At 67.9% G+C, this 25,204-nt stretch carries 19 protein-coding genes; 8 read left to right on the top strand and 11 right to left on the bottom strand.

Annotation, left to right across the window (positions count from 1 at the left end; all coding sequences use genetic code 11):
- Positions 1-66: 66 nt before the first annotated feature.
- Positions 67-375 carry a hypothetical protein gene (locus tag R1H25_RS16045; protein ID WP_057499991.1) on the top strand — a complete coding sequence of 103 codons (309 nt, stop codon included), beginning with the start codon at positions 67-69 and terminating at the stop codon, positions 373-375.
- A 65-nt stretch (positions 376-440) separates the two neighbouring features.
- Here R1H25_RS16045 and R1H25_RS16040 read toward each other — a convergent pair whose 3' ends face one another.
- Positions 441-1,493 carry a DNA topoisomerase IB gene (locus tag R1H25_RS16040; protein ID WP_049448291.1) on the bottom strand — a complete coding sequence of 351 codons (1,053 nt, stop codon included), beginning with the start codon at positions 1,491-1,493 and terminating at the stop codon, positions 441-443.
- Positions 1,494-1,604: 111 nt separating this feature from the next.
- On the opposite strand from R1H25_RS16040, the gene R1H25_RS16035 reads away from it, so the two are divergent.
- From R1H25_RS16035 to R1H25_RS16025, 3 genes are all read left to right on the top strand, one after another.
- Entirely contained in the window at positions 1,605-1,994 is a 390-nt protein-coding gene (locus R1H25_RS16035; RefSeq protein ID WP_317224087.1) for an I78 family peptidase inhibitor, read from the top strand.
- Between the two features lie 174 nt (positions 1,995-2,168).
- Positions 2,169-6,623 carry a glutamate synthase large subunit gene (gene gltB / locus R1H25_RS16030; protein WP_317224086.1) on the top strand — a complete coding sequence of 1,485 codons (4,455 nt, stop codon included), beginning with the start codon at positions 2,169-2,171 and terminating at the stop codon, positions 6,621-6,623.
- Positions 6,624-6,708: 85 nt separating this feature from the next.
- The gene (locus R1H25_RS16025) at positions 6,709-8,154 is read left to right on the top strand and encodes an FAD-dependent oxidoreductase (protein ID WP_049448285.1); all 1,446 of its coding nucleotides are present in this window, start codon (positions 6,709-6,711) and stop codon (positions 8,152-8,154) included.
- Here the strand turns inward: R1H25_RS16025 and R1H25_RS16020 are convergent.
- Complete coding sequence (locus tag R1H25_RS16020; protein ID WP_241882431.1) at positions 8,140-10,548, bottom strand: ATP-binding protein; 2,409 nt, start codon at positions 10,546-10,548, stop codon at positions 8,140-8,142. The genes R1H25_RS16025 and R1H25_RS16020 overlap by 15 nt on opposite strands.
- A gap of 168 nt (positions 10,549-10,716) precedes the next feature.
- Here R1H25_RS16020 and R1H25_RS16015 point away from each other — a divergent pair, with 168 nt between their 5' ends.
- Entirely contained in the window at positions 10,717-11,583 is an 867-nt protein-coding gene (locus tag R1H25_RS16015) for a methylglyoxal synthase (protein WP_049448284.1), read from the top strand.
- Positions 11,584-11,931: 348 nt separating this feature from the next.
- Here the strand turns inward: R1H25_RS16015 and R1H25_RS16010 are convergent, their stop codons facing one another.
- Genes R1H25_RS16010 through ttcA form a run of 3 tightly spaced genes read right to left on the bottom strand, consistent with a single transcriptional unit; the run spans position 11,932 to position 14,633 of the window.
- On the bottom strand, positions 11,932-12,711 hold the full coding sequence (locus R1H25_RS16010; RefSeq protein WP_032128692.1) for a M48 family metallopeptidase: 780 nt from the start codon (positions 12,709-12,711) through the stop codon (positions 11,932-11,934).
- A gap of 59 nt (positions 12,712-12,770) precedes the next feature.
- Positions 12,771-13,676: a recombination-associated protein RdgC gene (locus R1H25_RS16005; RefSeq protein WP_317224085.1), complete on the bottom strand. Its 906-nt coding sequence runs from the start codon at positions 13,674-13,676 to the stop codon at positions 12,771-12,773.
- Positions 13,677-13,712: 36 nt separating this feature from the next.
- Complete coding sequence (ttcA, locus tag R1H25_RS16000; protein WP_317224084.1) at positions 13,713-14,633, bottom strand: tRNA 2-thiocytidine(32) synthetase TtcA; 921 nt, start codon at positions 14,631-14,633, stop codon at positions 13,713-13,715.
- Between the two features lie 91 nt (positions 14,634-14,724).
- Between ttcA and R1H25_RS15995 the strand changes: the two genes are divergently transcribed.
- On the top strand, positions 14,725-14,928 hold the full coding sequence (locus R1H25_RS15995) for a YdcH family protein (protein ID WP_049461553.1): 204 nt from the start codon (positions 14,725-14,727) through the stop codon (positions 14,926-14,928).
- Between the two features lie 100 nt (positions 14,929-15,028).
- Here R1H25_RS15995 and plsB read toward each other — a convergent pair whose 3' ends face one another.
- The 4 genes from plsB to R1H25_RS15975 all read right to left on the bottom strand — a co-directional run bounded on the left by plsB (position 15,029) and on the right by R1H25_RS15975 (position 20,688).
- The gene (plsB, locus tag R1H25_RS15990) at positions 15,029-17,665 is read right to left on the bottom strand and encodes a glycerol-3-phosphate 1-O-acyltransferase PlsB (RefSeq protein WP_049448279.1); all 2,637 of its coding nucleotides are present in this window, start codon (positions 17,663-17,665) and stop codon (positions 15,029-15,031) included.
- Positions 17,665-18,618: a hypothetical protein gene (locus tag R1H25_RS15985; protein ID WP_317224083.1), complete on the bottom strand. Its 954-nt coding sequence runs from the start codon at positions 18,616-18,618 to the stop codon at positions 17,665-17,667. The genes plsB and R1H25_RS15985 overlap by 1 nt, the downstream gene beginning before the upstream one ends.
- Positions 18,619-19,042: 424 nt before the next feature.
- Entirely contained in the window at positions 19,043-19,768 is a 726-nt protein-coding gene (gene pyrF, locus R1H25_RS15980; RefSeq protein WP_049448277.1) for an orotidine-5'-phosphate decarboxylase, read from the bottom strand.
- Positions 19,765-20,688: a 5'-nucleotidase, lipoprotein e(P4) family gene (locus tag R1H25_RS15975; protein ID WP_049448275.1), complete on the bottom strand. Its 924-nt coding sequence runs from the start codon at positions 20,686-20,688 to the stop codon at positions 19,765-19,767. The genes pyrF and R1H25_RS15975 overlap by 4 nt, the downstream gene beginning before the upstream one ends.
- Before the next feature lie 100 nt (positions 20,689-20,788).
- Here R1H25_RS15975 and R1H25_RS15970 point away from each other — a divergent pair, with 100 nt between their 5' ends.
- The gene (locus R1H25_RS15970) at positions 20,789-21,442 is read left to right on the top strand and encodes a DUF480 domain-containing protein (protein WP_317224082.1); all 654 of its coding nucleotides are present in this window, start codon (positions 20,789-20,791) and stop codon (positions 21,440-21,442) included.
- A 117-nt stretch (positions 21,443-21,559) separates the two neighbouring features.
- Here the strand turns inward: R1H25_RS15970 and R1H25_RS15965 are convergent, their stop codons facing one another.
- Both R1H25_RS15965 and R1H25_RS15960 read right to left on the bottom strand, forming a co-directional pair.
- Complete coding sequence (locus R1H25_RS15965; protein ID WP_317224081.1) at positions 21,560-22,084, bottom strand: GNAT family N-acetyltransferase; 525 nt, start codon at positions 22,082-22,084, stop codon at positions 21,560-21,562.
- Between the two features lie 262 nt (positions 22,085-22,346).
- A complete protein-coding gene (locus tag R1H25_RS15960) occupies positions 22,347-24,323 on the bottom strand; it encodes a UvrD-helicase domain-containing protein (protein ID WP_317224080.1) in 1,977 nt (658 codons plus the stop codon).
- A 101-nt stretch (positions 24,324-24,424) separates the two neighbouring features.
- Here R1H25_RS15960 and R1H25_RS15955 point away from each other — a divergent pair, with 101 nt between their 5' ends.
- Positions 24,425-25,045: a thymidine kinase gene (locus R1H25_RS15955; protein WP_010487338.1), complete on the top strand. Its 621-nt coding sequence runs from the start codon at positions 24,425-24,427 to the stop codon at positions 25,043-25,045.
- The last annotated feature ends 159 nt before the right edge of the window (positions 25,046-25,204 follow it).

Raw genomic sequence — 25,204 nt, 5'->3', positions numbered from 1 at the left:
ACGGCATTCATTCCGCCACCACGTGCGCCGTCGCACCCTGCAGGCAACCACACGAGGAATGCCTCCATGAAACATGCGATCGCCGCCGCCGCTCTCAGCGTTGCCCTCGCCGCCTGCAGCAGCACGCCGGTGGCCCAGGTACAGCCGATCGACGGTGTGATTTCCGGCCAGTGCCACAGCGACATGGTGCGCGGCGCACTTGGCCTGGCCGCTTCGGATGCCACCGTCGCACGCGCCCGGGTGGACAGCGACAGCCTGCATGTAAGGGTGCTGCGCCATGACGGTCCGCGGGTGCCACCGGCCAGCGAAGGCGGTGACCGCCTGACCATCGAAAAGGGACGCACCAACAACATCACCGCGATCTACTGCGGATAACCGCCATCGAGCAAGCCCCACGCTGCAGGGTGCCGCCGGGCAGGGCAGGCGCGCCCGACGTCATCTCAGGCGCTGCGCTTGGCCAGCCGCCGCGCCCGGCGCAGTACCTTCAGCGTGGCCTGTTCCCACTGGCGCGGCCCACGCAGGCCGGCCAGTTTCGCCAGTTCGCCGCGCTCCCAGCCGGCGAACACGCAGGGGTCGATATAGGCCTTGCGGCATACCGCAGGCGTATTGCCCAACTGGGTCGCCACCTTGCACACCACCTCGCGCTGTACCTTGGCCATCGCGCGCTGGCTGGCCGGTTCGGGCAGCTCAGTGGCGGCGAACGCCTGCACTGCGGCCAGGGTGCCGCCCCAGGTGCGGAAATCCTTGGCAGTGAAATCCTCGCCCATCACCTCGCGCAGGTAATCGTTGACCGCACCGGAGTCGACCGGTTGGACGACACCGTCGTCGTCGCGGTACTGGAACAACGCCTGGCCCGGCAACTGCTGCACACCGCGCACCAGCGTGCCCAGCCGGCGGTCACCTACCGTCACTTCATGCAGCTGCCCGGATTTGCCGCGGAAGCGCATCCGTACGCGCCCGCCGCGCAGCAGATCCAGATGCCGGTTGCGCAGCGTGGTCAGGCCAAAGGATTTGTTTTCCTTGGCATAGGTTTCGTTGCCTACCCGCACCAGGGTGTCGGCCAGCAGCGCGACCACGACCGCCAGCACCTTCTCACGGGGGAAGCCACTGCGCTTGAGATCGCGGCTGAGCCGGCGCCGCAGCGCAGGCAGTGCTTCGCCAAAGGCGATCACCCGGTCGAACTTGCCGGCGTCGCGCACTGCGGCCCAGTCGGGGTGGTAGCGGTACTGCTTGCGCCCGCGTGCATCGCGGCCGGTGGCCTGCAAATGGCCGTTGGCGTGGGCGCAGATCCACACCGCGGTATACGCCGGCGGAATCGCCAGGGCGCGGATGCGCTGCAGCGTTGCCGCCTCGCGCACGGCATGCCCCTCGGCATCGCGGTAGGCAAACCCCTTGCCCGCGCGGCGGCGGCTGAAGCCGGGTTGGGTGTCATCGACATAGCGCAGGCCGGCGGCGCGCGCGGCCTGTTGTTCCGGGGTGGAGGGCGTTGGCATGCGCTGAGTGTCGCGGGTGCGGCGCGGTGATCCTGTCGATAACGCAAGACAAACACGTGAGGGCCGGTTCGCCGCTATGCTCGGGTCTTCACAACCCCTTCCGGAGTCATGATGTCGTTCCCGATTCGCGCCCGTTCGCTCTCCGCCCTGTTGCTGCCGGCCGTGCTGGCCCTGACCGCCTGCCAGGCACCGGCGCTGGATGAACAGGATTCGGCCACCGCCCACGCCCAGCAGGCCGCCGAAGCAGCCAAGGCGCCGGCCGACGACGCCGGCAAGGCCATCGAGGCACCGCCGGTCGGCACCTGCGACGCCAGCCAGGTGCAGAGCCTGGTCGGCCAGGCCTACACCGACGCCCTGGGCAAGCAGGCGCAGGAAGATGCCGGCGCCAGCCAGCTGCGCGTGCTCAAGCCCAACGACGTGGCCACGATGGAGTTCCTCGGCGACCGCCTGAACATCGAAGTGGACGACAAGGGCGCCGTCAGCGGCGTGCGCTGCGGCTGAGTCCCGCCCCGCGCCGGCACTGGGTTGCCGGCGCGTTCCGTTGCACCTGCAACCGTGTATTGCGGCGTTGCAGCAACCTGTGATCTAGTCGAGGCATCCGGTGGCCTCACGATGCGCTCCAGGGAATGAGCGGGGACGAGTGTCGCCGCCAACCCTATACGCATCGAGGTAGAGATGGCCCCCCGCAACCGCCAAGGGCTTTACGACCCGCGCTCCGAGCGCGATGCCTGTGGATTTGGCATGGTCGCCCAGCTCGACGATCAACCATCGCGCCTGTTGGTTGATACCGCCATCGCCGCGCTTTCGCGCATGACCCACCGTGGCGGTGTCGCCGCCGATGGCCTGACCGGCGATGGCTGCGGCCTGCTGCTGCGCCGCCCCGATGCGTTCCTGAAACTGCTGGCGAATGAGGCCGGCATCGCCGTCGCCGCACGCTTCGCCGCCGGCCTGGTGTTCCTGCCGCACGACGCCGACGCGTCGCAGGCCTGCCGCGCCCAGCTGCAGGCGCAGGTGGAAGCGGTGGGCTGCAAGGTTGCCGGCTGGCGCGAGGTACCGACCGACGACAGCGTTTGCGGCCAACTGGCGCGCGACACGCTGCCGCGCATCGAACAGGTGTTCGTCGATGCCGGCGTTGGCCAGGATGATGCCGGCTTCGCGCTGGCGTTGTTCCTGGCACGCCGCCGCAGCGAGCAGGAGCTGCGCGATCACGCCGACTTCTACGTCACCACGCTCACCCCGGATGCGATCAGCTACAAGGGCATGGTGCTGCCGGACAAGCTCAGCCGCTTCTTCCCCGACCTGCAGCGCCGCGAACTGGCCTCCAGCGCCATCGTGTTCCACCAGCGCTTCTCGACCAACACGCTGCCGCGCTGGCCGCTGGCCCACCCGTTCCGCATGCTCGCCCACAACGGCGAGATCAACACCATCGAAGGCAACCGGCGCTGGGCGCAGGCACGCAGCAAGGTGTGGAAGACGCCGCGCTTTGATATCGGCGAGTTTGACCCGGTTATTTCCATGCACGGTTCGGATTCGCAGAGCCTGGACAACATGCTGGAGCTGATGGTCGCCGGTGGCATGGAGCTGATCCAGGCGCTGCGCATCCTGGTGCCGCCGGCTACCCAGTCGCTGGAGTTCAAGGATCCGGACCTGGCCGCGTTCTACGAGTTCCACGGCCTGAACAGCGAGCCGTGGGACGGCCCGGCCGGCATCGTTGCCTGCGACAGCCGCTACGCCGTCTGCACCCTCGACCGCAACGGCCTGCGCCCGGCGCGCTGGATGCTGACCGCCGACCGTCATTTCCTGGTCGCCTCCGAAGCGGGCGTGTGGGAAGTGCCGACCGAGCGCGTGGTGCGCAAGGGCAAGCTCGGCCCCGGCGAGATGATCGCCATCGACCTCAAGCGCGGCGACCTGCTCGACTCCGAAGCCATCGACCGCATCAACCGTGGTCGCGCGCCGTACAAGCAGTGGCTGCAGCAGGGCGTGACCTACCTGCAGACCGAACTGATCGACCCGTCGCTGGTGGAAGAACCCTTTGACGAAGGCACCCTGCGCAGCTACCACAAGCTCTACCAGCTCAGCAGCGAGGAAGTGGAGCAGGTGCTGCGGCCGCTGGCCGAGACCGAGCAGGAAGCCACCGGCTCGATGGGCGATGACACGCCGATGGCGGTGCTGAGCCAGCGCAGCCGCCCGCTGTACGACTATTTCCGCCAGGCCTTCGCGCAGGTCACCAACCCGCCGATCGACCCGCTGCGCGAAGACTGCGCGATGTCGCTGTCCACCCAGCTTGGCAAGGAGACCAACATCTTCCATGCCGGCCCGGAGACGGTGAACCACGTCATCCTCAATTCGCCGGTACTGAGCCAGCGCAAGCTGCGCCAGCTGCTGAAGATGGACCAGTACGTGCAGGCCAACCGCCTGCTCGACCTGTCCTACAGCGAAGACGAGGGCCTGCGCGCCGGCATCGAACGCATCTGCAGCGAAGCCGAACAGGCCGCGCGCGACGGCATGGTGATGCTGCTGCTGTCCGACCGCTACCCGGTGGCCGGGCGGCCGATGGTGCATGCGCTGCTGGCCACCAGCGCCATCCACCATCACCTCTCGCGGCTGGGCCTGCGCTGCGACGTGAATCTCATCGTCGAGACCGGCACCGCGCGCGATCCGCATCACATGGCCTGCCTGCTCGGCTTCGGCGCCACGGCGGTGTATCCGTACCTGGCCTACCAGACCCTGTTCGACCTGGGCCGCCGCGGCATCCTCAAGCTCAGCAAGGGCGGTGAGCAGTCGCAGATCGGCCGCCGCTACCGCAAGGGCGTCTACAAGGGCCTGTCGAAGATCATTTCGAAGATGGGCATCTGTACCGTGGCCAGCTACCGCGGCGCGCAGCTGTTCGAGATCATCGGCCTGGAACCGGAGGTCGTGGATCTGTGCTTCCCGGATACCGCCTCGCGCATCGGTGGTGCCGGTTTCGCGCGCCTGGATGCCGACGCACGCGAGCTGTGCGCGCAGGCCTGGGATGCGCAGCAGGACGTGGATGTCGGCGGCCTGCTGAAGTACGTGCACGGCGGCGAGTACCACATGTACAACCCGGATGTGGTCACCACCCTGCAGCGCGCGGCGCGCAGCGGCGATCCGCGTGCCTGGCAGCAGTACTGCGATGCGGTGCATGCACGGCCGCCGTCGGCGCTGCGCGACCTGCTGGAACTGGTGCCGGCGGCCACCCCGGTACCGCTGGACGAGGTGGCTCCAGCCAGTACCCTGTTCCCGCGCTTCGATACTGCGGCGATCAGCCTGGGCGCACTGTCGCCGGAAGCACATGAAGCATTGGCCATTGCCATGAACCGCCTCGGCGGCCGCAGCAATTCCGGCGAAGGCGGTGAGGATCCGGCACGCTACGGCACCCCAAAGCGCAGCAAGATCAAGCAGGTCGCCTCGGGCCGCTTCGGCGTCACCGCCGAATACCTGGTCAATGCCGAGGTGCTGCAGATCAAGGTCGCGCAGGGCGCCAAGCCCGGCGAGGGCGGCCAGCTGCCGGGCCACAAGGTGAACGAACTGATCGCGCGCCTGCGCTATGCCCGCCCCGGGATCGGCCTGATCTCGCCGCCGCCGCACCACGACATCTATTCGATCGAAGACCTGGCGCAGCTGATCTACGACCTCAAGCAGGTCAACCCGACCGCGCTGGTGTCGGTGAAGCTGGTCAGCCATGCCGGCGTCGGCACGATTGCCGCGGGCGTGGTCAAGGCCGGTGCGGACCTGATCACCATTTCCGGCCATGACGGCGGCACCGGCGCTTCGCCGGTCAGCTCCATCCGCTATGCCGGCGTGCCGTGGGAACTGGGCGTGGCCGAAGCGCACCAGGCGCTGCTGGCCAACGACCTGCGCGGGCGCACCCTGCTGCAGACCGATGGTGGCCTGAAGACCGGCCTGGACGTGGTCAAGGCCGCGCTGCTGGGTGCGGACAGCTTCGGCTTCGGCACCGCGCCGATGATCGTGCTGGGCTGCAAGTACCTGCGCATCTGCCACCTCAACAACTGCGCCACTGGCGTGGCCACCCAGGACGAACGCCTGCGCGAGAACCACTTCACCGGCCAGCCGGAGCGCGTGGAGAACTTCTTCCACCTGCTGGCCGAGGAAGTGCGCGGCTGGCTGTCCTACCTGGGGGCGCGTTCGCTGGACGAGATCGTCGGCCGTACCGACCTGCTGCGGCAGGTCGAAACGGCGCCGCGCGAGGGCGTGCGCGTGGACCTGTCGCGCCTGCTGGCCGACAGCCGCTACGAAGGCAGCCACTGCGCCGCGCAGCGCCTGTACGAATCGCCGGACAGCCTGGCCACGCAGATGGACGGCCTGCTGTCCTCCGCCATCGAACACAAGCGCGGCGGCGAGCATCGCTTCCTGATCCACAACACCGACCGCAGCATCGGCACCCGCCTGGCCGGCGCGGTCGCCCGCGCGCACGGCAATCAGGGCATGGCCGAGGCACCGCTGGAACTGCGCTTCCGCGGCAGTGCCGGGCAGAGCTTCGGCGCATTCAACGTGGGTGGCCTGCACCTGGAAGTGGAGGGTGAAGCCAACGACTACGTCGGCAAGGGTATGGCCGGCGGCCGCCTGGTGGTGCGCCCCCCGCGTGGTGCGCGCTTCGAGGCACGCAGCACTGCGATCATCGGCAACACCTGCCTGTATGGCGCCACCGGCGGCGAACTGTTCGCTGCCGGTCGTGCCGGCGAGCGCTTCGCGGTACGCAACTCCGGCGCGCTGGCGGTGGTGGAAGGCGCCGGTGACCACTGCTGCGAGTACATGACCGACGGCGTGGTACTGGTGCTGGGCAAGGTCGGCCTGAACTTCGGCGCCGGCTTCACCGGCGGCCTGGCCTACGTGCTGGACGTGGACCGCGATTTCGTCGACCGCTACAACCACGAGTTGATCGACATCCATCGCGTGTCGGCCGAGGGCTTCGAGAACTATCGCCAGCACCTGCACCGCCTGATCGGCCGCCATCGCGAACTGACCGGCAGCATCTGGGCACAGCAGATCCTGGACGAGTTCCGCGATTACATCGGCAAGTTCTGGCTGGTCAAACCGAAGGCCGCCAGCATCGAGTCGCTGACCGAAACCCTCCGCCGCGCCGCGTAACGGTAGTGCCGGCCGCTGGCCGGCAACCCAGGATCACGTAGTGCCGGCCGCTGGCCGGCAACCGCAAAACACCACAGAGCCCGCCATGAGCCGCAAGCACGCCTTCCAGTTCCTCGACCTGCCCCGCACCATGCCGCAACGCATCCCGGTGGAACTGCGCACCTCCGGCGACTGGGGCGAGTTGTACGGCAAGTTCGGCAAGGAGGACGCCCAGTACCAGGCCGGGCGCTGCCTGGATTGCGGCAACCCGTACTGCAGCTGGAAGTGTCCGGTACACAACGCGATTCCGCAGTGGCTGCAGCTGGTGCAGGAGAACCGCATCCATGAAGCGGCCACGCTGTGCCACAGCACCAACCCGCTGCCGGAAGTGTGCGGCCGGGTCTGCCCGCAGGACCGCCTGTGCGAAGGCAGCTGCACGCTGGAGGAATTCGGCGCGGTCACCATCGGTGCGGTGGAGAAGTACATCGTCGATACCGCGCTGGCCAGCGGCTGGCGCCCGGATCTAGGTGCGGTGCAGCCGACCGGCCACAGCGTGGCGGTGATCGGTGCAGGCCCGGCCGGCCTGGCCTGCGCCGACCGCCTGGCCCGCGCCGGCATCACCGCCGTGGTCTACGACCGCTACGAGCAGATCGGCGGCCTGCTGCAGTTCGGTATTCCCAGCTTCAAGCTGGACAAGGACGTGATCCATCGCCGCCGCGAAGTGCTGGAAGGCATGGGCGTGCAGTTCCGCCTCGGCGTGGAGATCGGTCGCGACCTGAGCGTGCAGCAGCTGCTGGACTCCCACGACGCGGTGTTCGTTGGTACCGGCGCCTATCGCTACACCGACGGCGGCCTCGACGGCCAGGACCTGAAGGGCGTGCTGCCGGCGCTGCCGTTCCTGGTGCAGAACAGCCGCATCGTCGGCGGCGATGATCCGAAGGGCCGGCCGATCGCCGGCTGGGAGGACACCATCGCCCTGCCCGATCTCAACGGCAAGCGCGTGGTGGTGCTCGGTGGCGGCGATACCGGCATGGACTGCGTGCGCAGTGCCGTGCGGCTGGGCGCAGCCAAGGTCACCTGTGCCTATCGTCGCGACGAAGCCAACATGCCCGGCAGCGCGCGCGAAGTGGCCAATGCTCGCGAAGAAGGCGTGCGCTTCCTGTTCAACCGCCAGCCGCTGTCGATCGAAGCCGGCGCCGACGACGAAGTGATCGGCGTGACCGTGGTCGAGACCCGACTTGGCGAGCCCGATGCCAATGGCCGCCAGAATGCGGTGCCGATCGACGGCAGCGAATCGCTGCTGGAGGCGGACGTGGTGATCATCGCCTTCGGCTTCTCACCAACCGTGCCGGCGTGGCTCACCGAACACGGCGTGGAAGGCCAGTCCAACGGTCGCATCGTGGCCGGTGGCAAGGATCGCCTGCCATTCCAGACCGCACATCCGCGTCTGTTCGCCGGTGGCGATGCGGTGCGCGGCGCTGACCTCGTGGTAACCGCCGTGGCCGAGGGTCGCGATGCCGCCGCCAGCATCGTGCGGCTACTGACCCGCTGACAGCGGCGCCAGCAGCACGGCCAACAGCGCGTGCAGTTCGCGGGTTTCCACTGGCTTGGCTAGGAAGTGGTCGATGCCGGCCACGCGGCAGGCCTCGCGGGTGCGATCCAGCACGCTGGCGGTCAGCGCGATGATCGGCACCTGCGCACGCGCCGGGCAAGGGTCGGCACGGATCGCCCGCGCCAGCGCGAAGCCGTCCATGTGCGGCATGTGGCAGTCGGTGATGACCAGGTCGAAGGGTTTCGTCTGCCAGGCCTCGAAGGCCTGCCGGCCGTCCCCGCAGGCGTGCACCTGCAGTCCCAGCTCGCACAGGCGCTGCTCCAGCAGAAGCAGGTTGGTGGGATGATCATCGGCTGCCAGCACCCGGGCCGGCGACAGTGGCCGCATTGCCGACAACGGCAGAGGTCGCGGCTCTGCGGGCAACGCACAGCCAGCCAGCTCAAGCTCCATCCTTACCGTGGTGCCCTCGCCTGGCGCGCTGCGCAGCTGCAGCTGCGCGCCCATCGACTCGGCCAGCTCGCGGCAGATCGCCAGGCCCAGGCCGCTGCCACCGAAGCGGCGTGTTGTGGATGCTTCGGCCTGGGTGTAAGCGGCAAACACCGCCTGTTGCCGCTCCGGACTGATGCCTACGCCGCTGTCGCTCACCTGCAGGCGCAGGCGCTGGCCACCATCGAATTGCTGCAGCACCTGCACTCGCAGTTCCACGCCCCCTTGCTCGGTGAACTTGAGCGCGTTGCCGGCAAGGTTGAACAGGATCTGGCGCACGCGCAGACCGTCGGCGAGCGATCCAGCCTGCAGTGCCGGATCCAGCTCGGCGCGCAGGTACAGGCCGCGGCTGGCTGCGACCGGCATCAGCAGCTGCTGCACCGCGCGTACCAGAGCGCCCAGATCCGTGGGCCGCAGCTGCAGCGGCGCAGCCTGGAATCGCTGGCTGTGCAGCACATCGTCGAGGATCTGCCGCAGCATCCGCGCGGCATCACCGACTGTCGCCAGCACCTGCTGCTGGCCCGGATCCAAGTCGCTGCCAGCCAGTCGTTCGAGCATGCCCAGCAGGGTGCTCATCGGCGTGCGGATCTCGTGGCTCATCGTTGCCAGGAAGTGGGTCTTGTCCTGCGCCACCTGCTCGGCCTCCCGGCGCGCTTCGGCCAGCGCCCGGGTGCGCGACTGCGCCTCGCTGACATCGATCCAGTAGCCACTCCACTCGACATCGCCGTCATCGCAGGACAGCGGTCGACCATGAGAGCGTACCCAACGCCAGCCCTGTGGCGATCGCGTGCGGAAGGTGACGTCGATCGGGCCACGCGCCAGCGCAGCGGCATCGACAGCGTCCATCAGCCGATTGCGATCCTCAGGGTGGACCGCTGCGAGCAGGCGCTGCTGGTCGATCAGCGCGGTTTCCACGCTGATCCCGAACAACGTCTGCACGTCACCTGCAATCTGAGGAAAACTGTAATAGCCCGCGGCGGAGCGTCGTGCCTGATAGACCACAGCCGGCAGATTCGAGGTCACCTCCTGCAGGCGTTGCGCGGCTACGCGGCGGCGCGCGCTTTCACGGTGCACGCGCCAATAGCCGAAGGCGTATACCAGCGCGAGCGCCAGCACGATCAGCGAGGCGGTTACCAGCCAACGCAAGGGCGACGGTGACGACTGGCTGCGTGGCCCGGCCGGCTGCCAGGCTGCGCGGATCGCCTCGTGCTGCGCGTCCGTCAGCTGCGACACGGCGTGCTCGAACTCGCTGATGACATCGGCACAGGCGGGCACGACGGCCAGCACCAGCGCATCCTCGATTCCTGCCGGTGCTGCCACCACCAGCGAATCTCCACGATAGCGGCGTAACGCGGCCTCGACCTCGCCGAGATTGGCGATCACGGCATCGATCAGGCCGGTACCCAGCAGCGACAGCGCGTCGTCGATCGGTGCCGGTGGCAGCAGCTGCGCACCGGGCGCCTGCTCGGCCAGCAGCGCAGTCAGCGGCAATGGATCGGGACTGGCCACGGTGCGCCCGCGCAGGGCCTCAAGCCCCATGACCGGCGGCGCATCCCGGCGCCGCACGATCACCTGCGGCAGCTGCAGGTAGGGCGCGCTGGCCACCCAGCCGATGGGCACCTGCGAACGTGGCCACCCCAGCAGTGCCTGGGTGTCGTGGGGCAACGCCCCCTCGGCCACGGCAACGCCCCGCAGTGGCTGCATCTGCAGCGGGCGCTGTGCTTCCAGCAGCGCCAGGTACTGCGCGCCGAGCCCGCGCGCCTGGCCTTGTTCGCTGGAGGACAACGGTGCGCGGTCGGCGGGCCAGGCGATGTGCAGCGGCGACTCGCAGCCAGCGGCGGCGGCTGTGGTGGGCAGCAGCAGGCAGGCCAGGACCACGGCGGCGGCAGGCAGGCCAGCGACGTTCACGATGGGCATCCTCATTTCGCGGACTGAAGTGCACGGCCGCGCAGCGGTACCGCTGTCTGCCACGCTAGCGACGTGCGGACAGGCCGCAATGAAGAAAGTTGTAAAAACATCCAGAGAGGGGAATGCCGACATACACTGCCGCCTTCACCCGTACCTGCGGAGTTTTCGATGCGCATCGGCTTGGCTGCCAACCGTCTCCACCACCACGACGCGCGCGCCGCCCTGTTCCGCTGGCTGCGTGTCAGCGAACCCGGCCTGCGCGAACTGGGCGTGTCGCTGCACGCGGTCGGCCGCACCCATGACGCGATCGGACGACAGGGCTTCCTCGCTGGATATGGGGGACTGCACCGCTATCCCTACGGGCGCGAGGGTGGCCTGATGAAGCTGGTCGCCGAGGTGGTCGGGATGGGCCCGGATCGGACACTGGATGGTGCGATCTATCTGATTGATCCGGTCGATCCGTCCTCGGTGTTTCCGGAGGCCACGGCCCTGAAGCGACAGTGCGTGATCCACGGCAAGCCGTTCATTTCGACCGTGGCCACCGCACGCGACTGGGTCGAGGTGGAACGCATCCACGCCGGGCTGGCGGCCGATGCCGGCGCCGACGACCTGCATGCGTTCGAAGGACAGACACTGGCGCTGATCGCGCACGATGCGATGAAGCCGGCGATGCTGGCCTTCGCCGATGAACACTTCGATGTGCTGGCCCGGTTCGGTGAACGCGTGGCGACCGGCACCACCGGTCAGCGCTTGAACGAGCTGGCCTGGAGCCGGGGCTGGCCCAGCGATACGCCCTGGGTGACGCGCTACCAGAGTGGCCCGATGGGCGGTGATGCGCAGATTGCCGACCGGGTGCTGGAAGGGCGTTGCCAGCGTGCGATCTTCTTCGAGGACCCGCATGTGGCGCGCCAGCATGAGGCGGATATCCAGCTGCTGGAGCGTGCGGTGACGACGGTGACCGATCAGGCGGTGTGCATTACGGCGCCGCGGGTGGCGGCACGTTGGGCCACGGCAGCGGCGTTGCGGGCGGGGTGAGGGTTTCGGCCAACGGCTGAGCCCCTCGTGGTGGGTGGTATCCGAAGGCAAAGCCGTGCTTGGCCGGGCGGGGTGGATTACGCAGGGGGCGCTGCAAGTACGTCCTTGTAAGCTCGGTCGCCGCATCCATGCGGCTCACGCCCCTGCGCAACCCACCCCACCCGGCCACGGACACTTTCCGGTGTGTCCACCACGGAAGAAGGAAGGAAGAGCAGGAGCGGGTCGCGCGCTGCGCGCGCTCCATGGCGCGTTGCCAGGGCGGGCTGGAGGAAAGCCCCTTCTGTTGAAGGGGCGCGCCGAAGGCGGGGGTAGAGGAAGAATGCGTGGGCAACTGCTGTAGCGCTGGCGCTACAGCAGTTGCCGCAACATGGCCTTCAGGCGTCGCCCTTCCAGCTGGAAGTAGTCGCGCTGTTCGCGCCAGGCGGGGAAGCGCTGTTCCACTTCATGCCAGAACGCGGGCGAGTGGTTGGGCTGGATCAGGTGGCAGAGTTCGTGCACCAGCACGTACTCGAACGCTTCCGAGCGGCCCAACACCAGGGCCAGGTCCAGCGCCATGCTGCCGTCAGGCGCCAGCGAACCCCACTGCGAGGACATCACCTTCAGCCGCAGGCGGCTGGGTGCGCGCGGCAGGGTGGGCAGGTACTTCGGCAGCCAGCGACCGACGTCGGCGCGGGTCTGGGCTTCGTAGAACTCGCGCAGCAGACGGCGCAGGGTGGCGTCACCGCCGCGGGTCGGCCACTGCACGCAGGCGCCGTGCGCGTCGATCTCCAGGCGCGCGTAGCGGCCTTCCTGCCAGCGCAGCGGCAGCAGTTCGCCGCGCAGGGGCAGCACACCGTCTTCGCCCGGCTGCAGCGGTGCCGGCAGACCCTGGCCCTGGTACTGGCGCAGCTGCAGTGCCAGCCAGTCGCGGTGCTGTTCCAGGAAGCGTTCGCCCATCACCAGGCTTGCGCGCGGCGGCAGGGTCAAGCGTGCGCCGCGTTCGTCCACGCTCAGTTTGATGCGGCGCGCACGCGGATCACGCACGCGCAGTACCTCGATCTCGGCATCCTCCAGGCGCAGGCGAACGGTGTCGCGCTGTACGGTGGCAGGCGGGGTCGGGCTGATCAGGCGGCGCAGCAGACGGCTCATGCGCCCAGCATAGCGCTGCTTCGGGCCGCCGGATGACCGGCGGCCGTCGGGCTGCCTGTTCAGTCAGCCTTGCTGAGCTTGAAGGCTTCTTCCAGCAACAGGAACAGGCGGCGGATCTCGGCACTCTGCAGGGCGAAGCGGGCATCGAACTCGGCGCGGCGGCCGTCTTCGTCGGCATGCTCCAGCTGGTCCAGCGCGCCGTCGAGGAACTTCAGCTTGCGCACGATCAGGTCGTCGCCGATGACGAAGGACAGGTTGTCTTCGAAGATCAGTGCCAGCTTGGTCACCTGCTTGCCGGCGTCCAGGTGCTTGTCGATCTCGTCGCAGCGCAGTTCCTGGTGCTGGCACTTGACCACTGCACCACCTTCCACCGGGTCCTTCATCTCGCACTCTTCGCCCAGCGCGAATCCGGTCGGCAGCGGCTCGCCGGCGATCCAGCCGGTCAGGATCGAGCGCGGCGCGACTTCGGCGTTCAGCGGCATCGCCGGGAAGCTGCCGAGCAGGCCACGGATGTCGGACATGAAGTACTCGCCAGTCTTGCGGCTGGAGGTATCCACCGCCACGTAGCCGTGCTGCAGGTCGATGAAGGCGTCGTTGCGCGAGGACTTCACGAAGGCGCGCGGCAGCAGTTCATGCAGCAGGTCGTCCTTCATGCGCTTGCGCTCGCGGCCACCCGGGCGGCGGCCTTCCTTCTCCTCGATCTCCTCCAGCTTGCGCTCAAGCAGGTCGTTGACCACCGCCGCCGGCAGGATCTTGTCCTCGCCGCCCACAGTCAGCCACAGGTGTTCGGCGATGCGGTGGGAGAGCAGTTCCTTCTCCTCGCGGCCGAACGGCGAGATGAAGCCGCGCGAGTTCATTTCCAGTGCGCCGACCGGCTTGAGCAGGGCGTGCGGCAGCAGGGTGTCGACTTCGGAAAAATCGGTGGTGGTCGGGAAACGGAAGAACGTCAGGTTGCGAAAGAACATGGAATTCCGGATGGCAAAGAGGAAGGGCGACCGACCTTAAACGGTGGGCGTCTCGGGATCTGCGTCGGCATCGGCCGGTGAACCGGCCAGCCAGGCATGGGCGTCGGGCAGCGGCGCATCGTCGCGACGGCCCAGCGCCATGAAGTCGAACAGGGTGGTGTCGGCCAGCTGCGAGGGCCGGACTTCACCCATGGCGCGCGCGATCTGCTCGATGCGGCCCGGGTGGTCCTTCTCCCACTGCTTCAACATCAGGCCAACCTGGCGGCGCTGCAGGTTCTCCTGGCTGCCGCACAGGTTGCAGGGAATGATCGGGAACTGGCGTGTCTGCGCGTAGTCGACGATGTCGCTCTCGCGCACGTAGGCCAGCGGCCGGATCACCACGTGCTTGCCGTCGTCGCTGCGCAGCTTCGGCGGCATGCCCGACAGCTTGGCGTGGTGGAACAGGTTCATGAAGAACGTGGCCACCATGTCGTCGCGGTGGTGGCCCAGCGCGATCTTGGTGAAGCCATGGATTTCGGCGTAGTTGTACAGCGCACCACGACGCAGCCGCGAGCACAGCGAGCACATCGTCTTGCCTTCCGGAATGACCCGGCTGACCACCGAATAGGTGTCCTGCTCGATGATGTGGTACGGCACGCCCAGCCCGGCCAGGTACTCCGGCAGGATGTGCTCGGGGAAGCCCGGCTGCTTCTGGTCCAGGTTCACCGCCACCAGCTCGAACGGCACCGGCGCCTTTTTCTGCAGCTGCAGCAGCACGTCCAGCAGGGTGTAGCTGTCCTTGCCGCCGGACAGGCAGACCATCACCTTGTCGCCGGCCTCGATCATGCCGAAGTCGGCAATCGCCTCGCCGACCTGGCGGCGCAGGCGCTTGGCCAGCTTGTGCTGCTCGCGCTCGGCCACGCGCGGATCACGGGCGACGCGCGGCTGGGGATCGGGAAGGGAAATCACGGCACTCATGGGTTCCATTCTAACGGCTCGGAGCGGCCACGGCCGGGGGTCGGAATTCCCCTCTCCCGGCAGTCATCATCGCTGTGTATGCTCGGAGGCTGTGGACACCTACAGCCCCGCCGAGATCGTCGAGCACCTCGCCGCCCTGCGCGCCGAGCACCGCCTGCTGGATGAACAGATCACCCGCATGGCCGCCAATGGCGAGGACGAGCTGGAAGCCAAGCGCCTGAAGCGGCGCAAGCTTCAGCTGAAGGACTGCATCGCCAAGCTGGAAAGCCTGCAGATTCCCGACGAACCGGCCTGAGCGGTGGCCCATCCACGCATGGCGTGGATCTACTGCTTCGCCCCGGTAGATGCCAACCTTGGTTGGCATGCCGTTCGCCGGGCATCGCCCGGCGCTACGTTCAATCCTGCGGCGCGGGCTCGTCCGGGCGCGCCGCTTCCGGGCTGACCCGTTCGATGGTGTGGCGCAGCTCGCGGCCGAGGATGAACTTGGCATCCTTGGCCCAGGCATCCAGCCGCTCGTCGAACAGCAGCTTGCTGTTTTCGTCCGGCCACACCAGGCGCAGTTCGCGCAGCTTCTGGATGAAGCCGCGGAACAGGGACTTGTCGAAGAACTCCGGCGCCGCCGGTGCATAGAGCAGGCTCAGCCGCTGCGCCGCCTGCTGGCACAGGCTTTCCAGCTCGGCGGCGCCGAGCACGCCGGGGCCGTTCTTCACCAGCACCGAGATGGCGATGTAGTAGCGCTCGAACGCCTGCTGCAGCGAATGGCCGATCGCACGCAGGCGGAACACCTCGTCGGTCTGCCCGGTATTACGCGCCAGGATGCCGCCGTCGTCATCGTTGACGTTCTGCAGCAGGCCCTCGCGCACGAACACATCGATGGTCCGGTCGATGCGGTGGGCGAACTCGTCCTCGCTCCACGGCAGGAACAGTTCGGCCTGCAGGAACGGGTACACCGTGCGCCCCAGCTGGACCAGCCCGGTACGGCTCATGCGGCGGTTGTTCTGGAAGCAGCAGGCCACCCACGACGAGGCGGTGAACAGATGCACCACGTTGTTGCGGAAGTAGCTGAGCAGCACCGCGGTGTCGCCACTGACGCTGAGCACATCGCCCAGCGGGTGCTTGATGCGGGTGAGGACGTTGATTTCCTCGGCATGGGCGATGATCCGCTCCGGCGAGTGCGGGGTCACCGTCACCCGGTCCGAGTACGGCATCTCGACCAGCAGGGTCTTGCACAGCTCGATCTGCGCGATCAGGTCGGCCTCGCCCATCGCATGCTTCGGCGTGGACAGCAGCGCCAGCGCCAGCAGGTTGATCGGGTTGACGTCGGCAGCGCCGTTGATGCGCACCTGGATGCGTTCGGCCAGCGTGTCCACCGTGGTCGACAGCCAGGCCGGCTTCTCGTCCTCGGATACCGCCTCGCCCTTCCACTCCGGCGCCTTCTCGGCCAGCACGTCGTTCAGTGCGATCGGTTCGCCGAAGTTCACCACCACCTGGCCGTAGTTCTGTTTGAGCACCTTGGGGATGCCCCACAGCAACGACCAGATTGATTCCTTTTCCTTCGGCCGCCCGGACAGTTCGTCCAGGTAGCTGCCGCCTTCCATCAGCTTCTCGTAGCCGATGTAGATGGGCTGGAACAGCACCGGCTTGCGCGGCTGGCGCAGGAACGCGCGCAGGGTCATCGAGATCATGCCGCCCTTGGGCTGCAGCAGTCGGCCGGTACGCGAGCGGCCACCTTCGACGAAGTACTCCAGCGAGTAGCCACCGGCCACCAGCTGCGCGACGTACTCACTGAGCACCGCCGAATACAGCGCGTTGCCGCGGATCGAACGGCGGATGAAGAACGCACCGCCCTTGCGCAGCAGGGTGCCGACCACCGGCAGGTTCAGGTTGATGCCGGCCACGATGTGTGGCGGCACGATGCCGCGGTCGTACAGCAGGTAGGACAGCAGCAGGTAGTCCATGTGGCTGCGGTGGCTGGGCACGTAGACCACTTCGTGGCCCGGCGCGGCGGCCTTGAACTTGTCCAGGTGGTGCACCAGTACGCCCGCATAGATGCGGTTCCACACGTGGCTGAGCATGAAGCTGGCCGAGCGCACCACCGGGCTGGAGTAGTCCGCGGCGATTTCCCAGGCGTAGGCATGCGCCTTCTTCCAGGCATCGGCCGGCTTGGAGTTGTCGCGCTTGGCCTGCGCGGCGATCGCTTCGCGCACCGGTTCGGCGGCCAGCACCTGGTCCACCAGCAGGCGCCGGGTCGACAGGTCGGGGCCGATCACCGATTCACGGATGCGGCGGAAGTGCGTACGCAGCACGCGCTGCAGCTTGCGTACCGTGCGCTCCGGCTCCAGGCCTTCGTCCACGGTGCTGCGCAGCGAGATCGGCGGGGCGAAGCGAACGATGGTACTGCGGCCGTTGAGCAGTACCGCCAGCAGGCGGCGGAAGCGGCCGACCAGCGCCCAGTTTTCCGAGAACAGCACAGCGAACCAGCCGCTCTGCTTGTCCGGCGCGCGGCCGACGAAGATCGACACCGGCACCAGGTGCACGTCCAGGTCGTCGCGCACGCGATGCGCCTGCAGGACCTTGGCCAGCGAATCGGAATGGGTCTTGGCGCCGCGCTGCTCGGGGATCAGCGAGTTGCTGGAGCTGCGGCGCGACAGTGCCAGGTAAGCGCGCTTGCGGCCGGTCGGGTCACCGGCCAGCGGCACCAGCGGCGACGGCAGGCCGGCCTGGCGGCAGGCCTTGTCCAGGATCAGCGCGTTGGACAGGCCGTAGTCTTCCAGCACGTACATGACCGGGCGGCCATCGTTGTACTGGCCCGGGTCTTCCGGCTCGATCTTCAGCGACAGCCACGGCTCGACCAGGCGGCCCAGCAACCGTGCCCACAGCGGGCGGCGGCCAGCCGGACGCGCGTGCGCGGGCGGCGGTACCGGGTTCGGGCCGGTACCGGTCGAGGGGGACGCCGGCACCGTATCGGCGGGCGTCGACTGGGATTCTTCGCCGGGGAACGGCAGCGGGTTCTGTTTCGACATCGGCGCCATTATGGCTTAGGCGGCGGCGTTGCCGCTTCCCCACCGTCGGCGGGGGCTTCGGCCGGTGACGGCGACGCAGCAGCGCGGGCCGCGTCGGCCTTGCGCAGCAGGGCGTCGGTGTCGGCCAGCGTTCGGGTCAGGTACCAGTGGCCTTCGCGCCGGCTCAGCGGCAGCTGCAGGGTCATTTCGCGGCCAGCCAGGTCGTAGTGCAGGCGTACCAGGGCATTGTCGCCCTCCACCGAGAGCAGCTCACCACGCACGCTGCGCAGCGCGTCGTCCACGCCCAGCCCGTAGCTGCCCAGCACCGCCTTGAGGGTGTGGATGAACGGTGCCAGCTGCTGCAGGCTGCCTTCCATGCCGGCGGCCTGCAGGCCGGCCTCATCGTCGAAGCCGACCTTGTCGGCCGCGCCGACCAGCGCGGCGATGGTGCTGCGCGCGCGGGCACGGTCACTGATCGGTGCCCCCTGCGCCCAGCTGGCGAGGGTTTCCACCAGGGCGATGTAGTGGGCCTGTTGGCCGGGCGTATAGCCCTTCTGATGGCGCAGGTACTGCACACCGAAGTTGCCCATCGACTGCGCGGCCTGGCGCACGGCACCGGCCTGGCCGGCCAGCTGGCGGTCGAAGCTGCGCTGCAGTTCGACGCTGGCATTGGGCGCACGCAGGGCGGCCAGCATCGGCAGCAGCTGGTCGCCCAGCGGGAGCTCGGTCAGCGGCCACTGGCTGTGGCCCTCGTCCCACGCCTGCTGCAGGCGCTGGTACCGGCTCGGCGGTACCGACAGCTTCGCGTAGCCGACCAGATCGTCCTCGGCCAGGCGCAGGGCCATGGCCTGCACCGCCGCAACCGGTTCGGCCGCCGGCTTGGCCGGATCGTTGGCCGATTCACGACACGCGGCCACGGCCAGCAGCAGCATGGCTGCCAACCCCCATCCACGCGCAGACCTTCCTCGCACTGCCACGCTCATGCACTCGGACTCCCCGGACCGGTCCGCATCTTGCGGCCTGCGACGTGACAGCGGCAAGCCGGGGCGTCACGGTTTCCGCTGTTGCCCGTGCAAGTCACTGACCGGAATAAAAAAAGAGCCGGGATCACGGGGATCACAGGCTCTTCAAGCCGGCGCAGGGCCGGTGGACAGTGGTGTGGCGCATGTCCGGTCCGAGGACCGGATGGCGGCGATCCTACGCTGCCGCTCAAGTTAAGGCAACACTTCACGTAGTGCCGTATAAATTGTTGATTTTATTGAACGACCTGGTACCTGGGACCGGGCTCAGTAAATCTACGGCAGGTTTTGCGGCGATTCGGGCACAACCGCTCCCCGGGCGGATGCAAAAACGCCATCCCGCGCGTGTCGGGATGGCGCTCGATCCTGCAGCCTTGGCAGCGGAATCTCAGCGCGCAGCCAGCGCCGACGCGATTTCCTGCTGGATGGCCCGCGCCGCGGCCTGCGGATCGGCGGCCAGGCGGATCGGACGGCCGACCACGATGGCATCGGCGCCATCGGCAAAGGCCTGGGCCACGCCAACGGTACGCTTCTGGTCATCACCGACCGGGCCGCCGGGGCGGATGCCCGGGCAGACGATCGAGAACCCGGCGCCGGTGGCGGCCCGGATCGGGCCGGCTTCCTGGCCCGAGGCGATCACGCCATCAATGCCAGCCGCCTGGGCGGCCAGCGCGCGCTCGACCACCACGTCCACTGGCTCGCGGTCGATGCCCATCTGCGCCAGGTCCAGGCGACCCATCGAGGTCAGCACGGTCACCGCCAGCAGGCGCATGTCGCTGCTGTTGGCGGCCGCGCAGGCTTCCATCATCGCCGGGTGCCAGCCGTGGATGGTGGCGTAGCTGACCGGCCACTGCGACAGGCGCTTGATGACCGCTGCGGCGGTGGCCGGGATGTCGAAGAACTTCAGGTCGACGAACACGCGCTTGTCGCGGCGGGCCAGCTCGTCCAGCACCTGGAAGTACTCGCCGGAGGCGAGCAGTTCCATGCCGATCTTGTAGAACGCCACGCTGTCGCCGAGGCGGTCGACCCACTCCAGCGCCTGCACGCGGTCAGGCACGTCCAGCGCGAAGATCAGGCGCTCGTCGTCGCGCAGCGGCAGCGGTGCGCGGCTCACGGTGCGTAGTCCAGGGCAGCGCGCTTGGCGTCGTGACGGGACTGGCGCGACTGGCTGTAGTCGTTGTTGAACTGCGCCGGCTCGAAGCCGCCGTAAGTCGGGTTCGGCAGCATCCACCAGCGCTCGCCGAACCAGTCGTGGTACTGCTGCAGCAGCGCGTCACGACCCTCGTTGGTGTTGGCGGTCACTTCGACGAAATCGCCCAGCTGGTCGCCGAACTGCATCAGCACACGGTACTTCTGCCCGGCGAGGCGACGGCGGCAGTTCTTCTCGCTGCCGGCCTGCTCGCAGCCTTCGACCACGGTGCCCAGGCCCAGGAACACGCTGTCATCGGCCACCGGCAGGCCCTGCTCGCGCAGGTTGGCCAGGGTCGCGTCCTTCAGGTGCACGGCGCGGTTGGAGATGTACAGCAGGGTCACGCCCTTGGCATTGGCGGCCTTGGCGAAATCGACCACGCCCGGAATGGCCTTGGCCTTCTTTTCGGCCACCCACTGGTCCCAGGTCATTTCATCGTATTCCTTGCCGTCGCGGACCAGACGCGCCTGGTAGGGCGAGTTGTCCAGCACGGTCTCGTCCACGTCCAACACCACGGCCGGCTTCAGGCCCTTGGCCTCGTTGCCGCGTTCTTCGGGCACCAGCGCATCCCAGTGGGCTTCCTTCAGCGCGGCATCCAGGTGATCGGCGGCGGCACGGTAGGTCTGCTCGGTGATCGCCTTGTACTCCTGCGCGCGCTGCATCCACAACACTGCATTGAGATTGTCGTTTGCAGTGGCATCGAGCGCGCCATCGGCCTTGGCAGCGGCGGCCGGGGCCTCCGGTGCAGCGGCTTCGGCGGCAGGCGCATCCACGCGCTTGCAGGCGGACAGGCCCAGCGCCGCAGTGGCGAGCAGGGTCAGGGACAGGGAAACGGGACGACGCATGGATTCACCGGCAATCAGATATACCGGCGCATTTTACCGGCAAAGGCACCGCCGGGACGGCTATGCTTGGCGGTTGACCCGTTGTCTTCCGGAAGCCGCCATGACCGACCCTGCCCAGACCCCCGACGTTCCCCTGCTCGACGCCGTGCAGGCCCGCCTGCTGGGCTGCCTGGTGGAGAAGGAGGCGACCACTCCGGATACCTACCCACTGACGGTCAATGCCGCCCAATCAGCCGCCAACCAGAAGACCGCCCGCGAACCGGTGATGAACGTGGACGCCGGCAGCGTGCAGCATGCGCTGCGCCAGCTGGAGGCACTGGGCCTGGCCCGCCAGCACTTCTCCTCGCGCGCGGACCGTTACGAGCACCGCCTGCAGGCCGCGCTGGACCTGACCCGGCAGCAGACCGTGCTGCTGGCGCTGCTGCTGCTGCGTGGGCCGCAGACGCTGGGCGAACTGATCACGCGCAGCGATCGCCTGCACCGCTTCGCCGACACCGACGAAGCCCGCCACGCCATCGAGCGCCTGCAGCAGCGCGCGCTGCTGGTGGTGCTGCCGCGCGCCAGTGGCCAGCGCGAAGACCGCTACATGCACCTGCTGTGCGGCGAAGTGGACGGCGCGGCGCTGGCGGCCAGGTACGCCAACAGCGGCGGTGGCAGCAGCGATGCGGCCGACCCGGGCCTGGCCGAGCGCGTGGCGCAGCTGGAAGCGGCCGTGGCCGAACTGCAGGCACAGCTGGCCGAACTGCGCGGTTGAAGGGGTGGGTGCCGACCGTTGGTCGGCACTGCATCTGAATAGTGCCGACCAACGGTCGGCGCCCACCATCAGCCGCTACTGTGCCGGCCAGTGGCCGGCACCTGCCAACATCAGGGGTCAGACCTGCGCCGCACCCGGGGTGGCATACAACCGGCTCGGGCTGTCCACGCCCGGCAGCTGGATCACCCCGCGCTCCTGCATCCCCAACCCCAGCAGGATCTTCCCGGACACCACGTTGTCCAGATCGGTAATGCCATACAGATCGTGCAGGCCCAGCCCAGCGCGCGCATGCGCGAACACCGCCCGCGCCGCCTCACCGGCGTAGCCCTGCCCGGCGAATTGCGACAGCACCGCATAGCCGATGTCCGGCCCCGGCAAGCCATCGCGCCGCACCAGCCCGGCATTGCCCAGCCAGGCACCATCGGACAACCGCTCGATGGCATACATGCCAAAGCCATTCAACGCATAGCTGTGCAGCACACGCAGCACGATGTATTCCCGCGCCTGCTCCTCACTGCGCACATTGCGGTCACCGATGAAGCGCACGAAGCCCGGATCGTTCAACAGCGCCAGCATCGGCGCCGCATCGCGATCCGGTTCAATCGCACGCAGGCGCAGGCGTTCACTCTCGATCGGTTGCACAGGCAGACCTCCAGCCGAAACCCCGATTCTGCCTCAACTCCCGGCTGCTGCTTTTGATTTTCTTTTTTCTTTTCCGTGGCTGGCATGCACGGAAACTGTCAGAGGCCGGTCGGGGTGGATTCGCGGGGGTATCCGCGCCATGGATGGCGCGGCTAAGCCCCCAGGGACGGGTTCACGGCGTCCCCCGCGAACCCACCCCGATCGGCCACACTGCGGAACCAACGCGTGCTCCATCACGGAGGGGCGGCGCCGTTGGAGCACCCTAGTCGAACAACGCCTCGATCGCCGCCAACCCCGCACTCGCCCGTTCCTTCTTGCGCACCGCATCAGCCACCGGATCAGCACCGTCGCGCTGGATCTCCTCGGCCGGAATCTCCTCGAAGAACCGGCTCGGCTTCAGCCGCACATGCTCACCGAACTTGCGCGTCAGCTTGCTGTAACTCATCCACAGCTGGATCTTGGCGCGAGTGATGCCCACGTACAGCAGGCGCCGCTCTTCCTGCAGATTGCCCTCGTCCAGGCTGACCTGGTGCGGCAGCACGCCGTCCTCGCAGCCGACGATGAACACGTACGGGAATTCCAGGCCCTTGGAGGCGTGCATGGTCATCATGCGCACCTGGTTGCCGCCCTCGTCCTTGTCGCTGCGTGACAGCAGCGCCAGCTGACCGGCCAGGTCGGCGGCGGTGGCACCGCGCGGGCCGCCCTCGAACCACTGTGCCAGTTCCTCGATGTTGTTGGCACGGCGCTGGTAGCTGGCTTCTTCCTTGGCCTGCTGGCGCAGTTCACTGAGCAGGCCGGATTCCTTGGCGACCTTGCGGATCATGTCGCCGGAACTGATCTGCCGCATCTGCGCGCGCAGGTCGCGCAGGATGTCGGTGAAGCGCGCCAGGCTGTTGGCTGCGCGCGGCGGCAGTTGCTGCAGGGCACCGATCGCCTCGGCGGCCTGCGCCATCGGCATGTCCTTTTCCTGCGCCAGTTCGGCCAGCCTGGCCAGCGTGCCGGCACCGACGTCACGCTTGGGCGACTGCACCGCCCGCATGAACGCGGTGTCGTCGTCCGGGTTTACCAGCAACCGCAGCCATGCCAGCGTGTCCTTCACTTCCTGGCGCTCCAGGAACATCGTGCCGCCGGTCAGGTGGTAGGGAATGCGCAGCAGCTGCATCGCCTTTTCCAGCGGGCGCGACTGGAAGTTGCCGCGGAACAGGATGCAGAAATCACTCCATGGCACGTTGCGCGACTGCGCCACGAAGGCGATCTCGGCCGCGACCTTTTCCGCCTCGTGCTCGCTGTTGCGGCATTCCCACACGCGGATGCGTTCGCCGTCGGCCTGGTCACTCCAGAGCTTCTTCAGGTGCTCATGCGGGTTGTTGGCGATCAGCGCATTGGCGGCGCGAAGCACGCGGTTGGAGCAGCGGTAGTTCTGCTCCAGCTTGATGATTTCCAGCGCAGGGTAGTCGCGCCCCATCTGCTGCAGGTTTTCCGGGTTGGCACCGCGCCAGGCGTAGATCGACTGGTCATCGTCACCCACGCAGGTGAAGTTGCCCTTCTCACCGGCCAGCTGCTTGAGCAGGCGGTACTGCGCGTCGTTGGTGTCCTGGCACTCATCCACCAGCAGATAGCCGATGCGCTCGCGCCAGGCCAGCGCGATCTCCGGATTTTCTTCCAGGATCTGCACCGGCAAACGGATCAGGTCGTCGAAGTCGACTGCGTTGAACGCCGTCAGGCGCAACTGGTAGCGCTCATAGACGCTGGCCGCTTCCTTCTCGCGGTTGCTGCGCGCGGCGGCCATCGCCTGCTCGGGCGACAGGCCGGCGTTCTTCGCGCGCGACACCAGGTTCTTCATGTCCTCGATGTCATCGGGCTTGGCGCCGTACATCAGATCCTTGATCTGCGCGGCGGCATCGTCGGCATCAAAGATCGAGAAGCCCCGCTTCAGGCCCACCGCGGCATGCTCGATCTGCAGGAACTTCAGGCCCAGCGCATGGAAGGTGCAGATCGTCACCTCGTCGGCATCCTGCTCGCGCAGGCGCTTGGCCACACGCTCGCGCATTTCCTTGGCCGACTTGTTGGTGAAGGTGATCGCCGCGATGCGGCGCGCCGGGTAGCGGCCGCAGCTGATCAGGTGGGCGATCTTTTCCACGATCACGCGCGTCTTGCCGCTGCCCGCGCCGGCGAGCACCAGCAACGGACCTTCGATGTGCAGGACGGCGGCGGCTTGGGGGGGATTGAGACCGTGCATGGGATGGGGATTGTAGCGGGGCCGGGTGACGACCACAGCCGGCCGCCGGTGGGGTTGCTGAACGGCTTCGGTGGAACGGGGCTGCGGCGTACAATCCGTCGATGGCCAAGCTCTACTTCTACTATTCGGCGATGAACGCCGGCAAGACCACCACCCTGCTGCAGAGCGCCCACAACTACCGCGAACGCGGCATGCGGGTGGCGATCCTGACCCCGCGCCTGGATGATCGTGCCGGCGCCGGCGTGGTCGCTTCGCGGATCGGCCTGCGTGCCGAGGGCATGGCCTTCGACCGCGACACCGACCTGCAACGCTGGGTCGAGCAGGACCTGGCGACGAACGGGCCGATGGGCTGCGTGCTGGTGGACGAGGCGCAGTTCCTGACCCGCGCCCAGGTCTGGCAGCTCAGCGAGGTGGTCGACCAGCTGCGCATTCCGGTGCTGTGTTACGGCCTGCGCACCGACTTCCGCGGTGAGCTGTTCGAAGGCAGCCAGTACCTGCTGGCCTGGGCCGACGAGATGCAGGAGATCAAGACCATCTGCCACAGCGGCAAGAAGGCGACGATGACGGTACGCGTGGACGAGCATGGCCACGCGGTGCAGGACGGCCCGCAGGTGGAGATCGGTGGCAACGACCGCTACGTGTCGGTCAGCCGCGCGGAGTTCAAGAAGATCACCCGCGGCGAAGGCCGGATCGATCCGGCGCAGGCGCCCCTGCCGCTGTAAAGGGTGTTCTTTTGCAGGGCTTGCAGCCCTGCACCTGCAGAAGCAACGGCAACGGCCAAAGCCAAAGCGGCATTCCGTGGGATGGCGGGGCGGTGTCGGAGTGCGGGGACGCTGCAAGTACGTCCCTGTAAGCTTGGCAGCCGCATCCATGCGGCTGAC

This window comes from Stenotrophomonas veracruzanensis, assembly GCF_032911525.1.
GTDB classification, from domain to species: domain Bacteria; phylum Pseudomonadota; class Gammaproteobacteria; order Xanthomonadales; family Xanthomonadaceae; genus Stenotrophomonas; species Stenotrophomonas africana.
This window is presented reverse-complemented; position numbering and strand designations above follow the sequence as displayed.

Bases quoted from the DNA above. Each gene is read 5' to 3' on its own strand.
- R1H25_RS16045 (WP_057499991.1), top strand. From the start codon at position 67: ATGAAACATGCGATCGCCGCCGCCGCTCTCAGCGTTGCCCTCGCCGCC.
- R1H25_RS16040 (WP_049448291.1), bottom strand. From the start codon at position 1,493: ATGCCAACGCCCTCCACCCCGGAACAACAGGCCGCGCGCGCCGCCGGC.
- R1H25_RS16035 (WP_317224087.1), top strand. From the start codon at position 1,605: ATGTCGTTCCCGATTCGCGCCCGTTCGCTCTCCGCCCTGTTGCTGCCG.
- gltB (WP_317224086.1), top strand. From the start codon at position 2,169: ATGGCCCCCCGCAACCGCCAAGGGCTTTACGACCCGCGCTCCGAGCGC.
- R1H25_RS16025 (WP_049448285.1), top strand. From the start codon at position 6,709: ATGAGCCGCAAGCACGCCTTCCAGTTCCTCGACCTGCCCCGCACCATG.
- R1H25_RS16015 (WP_049448284.1), top strand. From the start codon at position 10,717: ATGCGCATCGGCTTGGCTGCCAACCGTCTCCACCACCACGACGCGCGC.
- R1H25_RS16010 (WP_032128692.1), bottom strand. From the start codon at position 12,711: ATGAGCCGTCTGCTGCGCCGCCTGATCAGCCCGACCCCGCCTGCCACC.
- R1H25_RS16005 (WP_317224085.1), bottom strand. From the start codon at position 13,676: ATGTTCTTTCGCAACCTGACGTTCTTCCGTTTCCCGACCACCACCGAT.
- ttcA (WP_317224084.1), bottom strand. From the start codon at position 14,633: ATGAGTGCCGTGATTTCCCTTCCCGATCCCCAGCCGCGCGTCGCCCGT.
- plsB (WP_049448279.1), bottom strand. From the start codon at position 17,665: ATGGCGCCGATGTCGAAACAGAACCCGCTGCCGTTCCCCGGCGAAGAA.
- R1H25_RS15985 (WP_317224083.1), bottom strand. From the start codon at position 18,618: ATGAGCGTGGCAGTGCGAGGAAGGTCTGCGCGTGGATGGGGGTTGGCA.
- R1H25_RS15975 (WP_049448275.1), bottom strand. From the start codon at position 20,688: ATGCGTCGTCCCGTTTCCCTGTCCCTGACCCTGCTCGCCACTGCGGCG.
- R1H25_RS15970 (WP_317224082.1), top strand. From the start codon at position 20,789: ATGACCGACCCTGCCCAGACCCCCGACGTTCCCCTGCTCGACGCCGTG.
- R1H25_RS15960 (WP_317224080.1), bottom strand. From the start codon at position 24,323: ATGCACGGTCTCAATCCCCCCCAAGCCGCCGCCGTCCTGCACATCGAA.
- R1H25_RS15955 (WP_010487338.1), top strand. From the start codon at position 24,425: ATGGCCAAGCTCTACTTCTACTATTCGGCGATGAACGCCGGCAAGACC.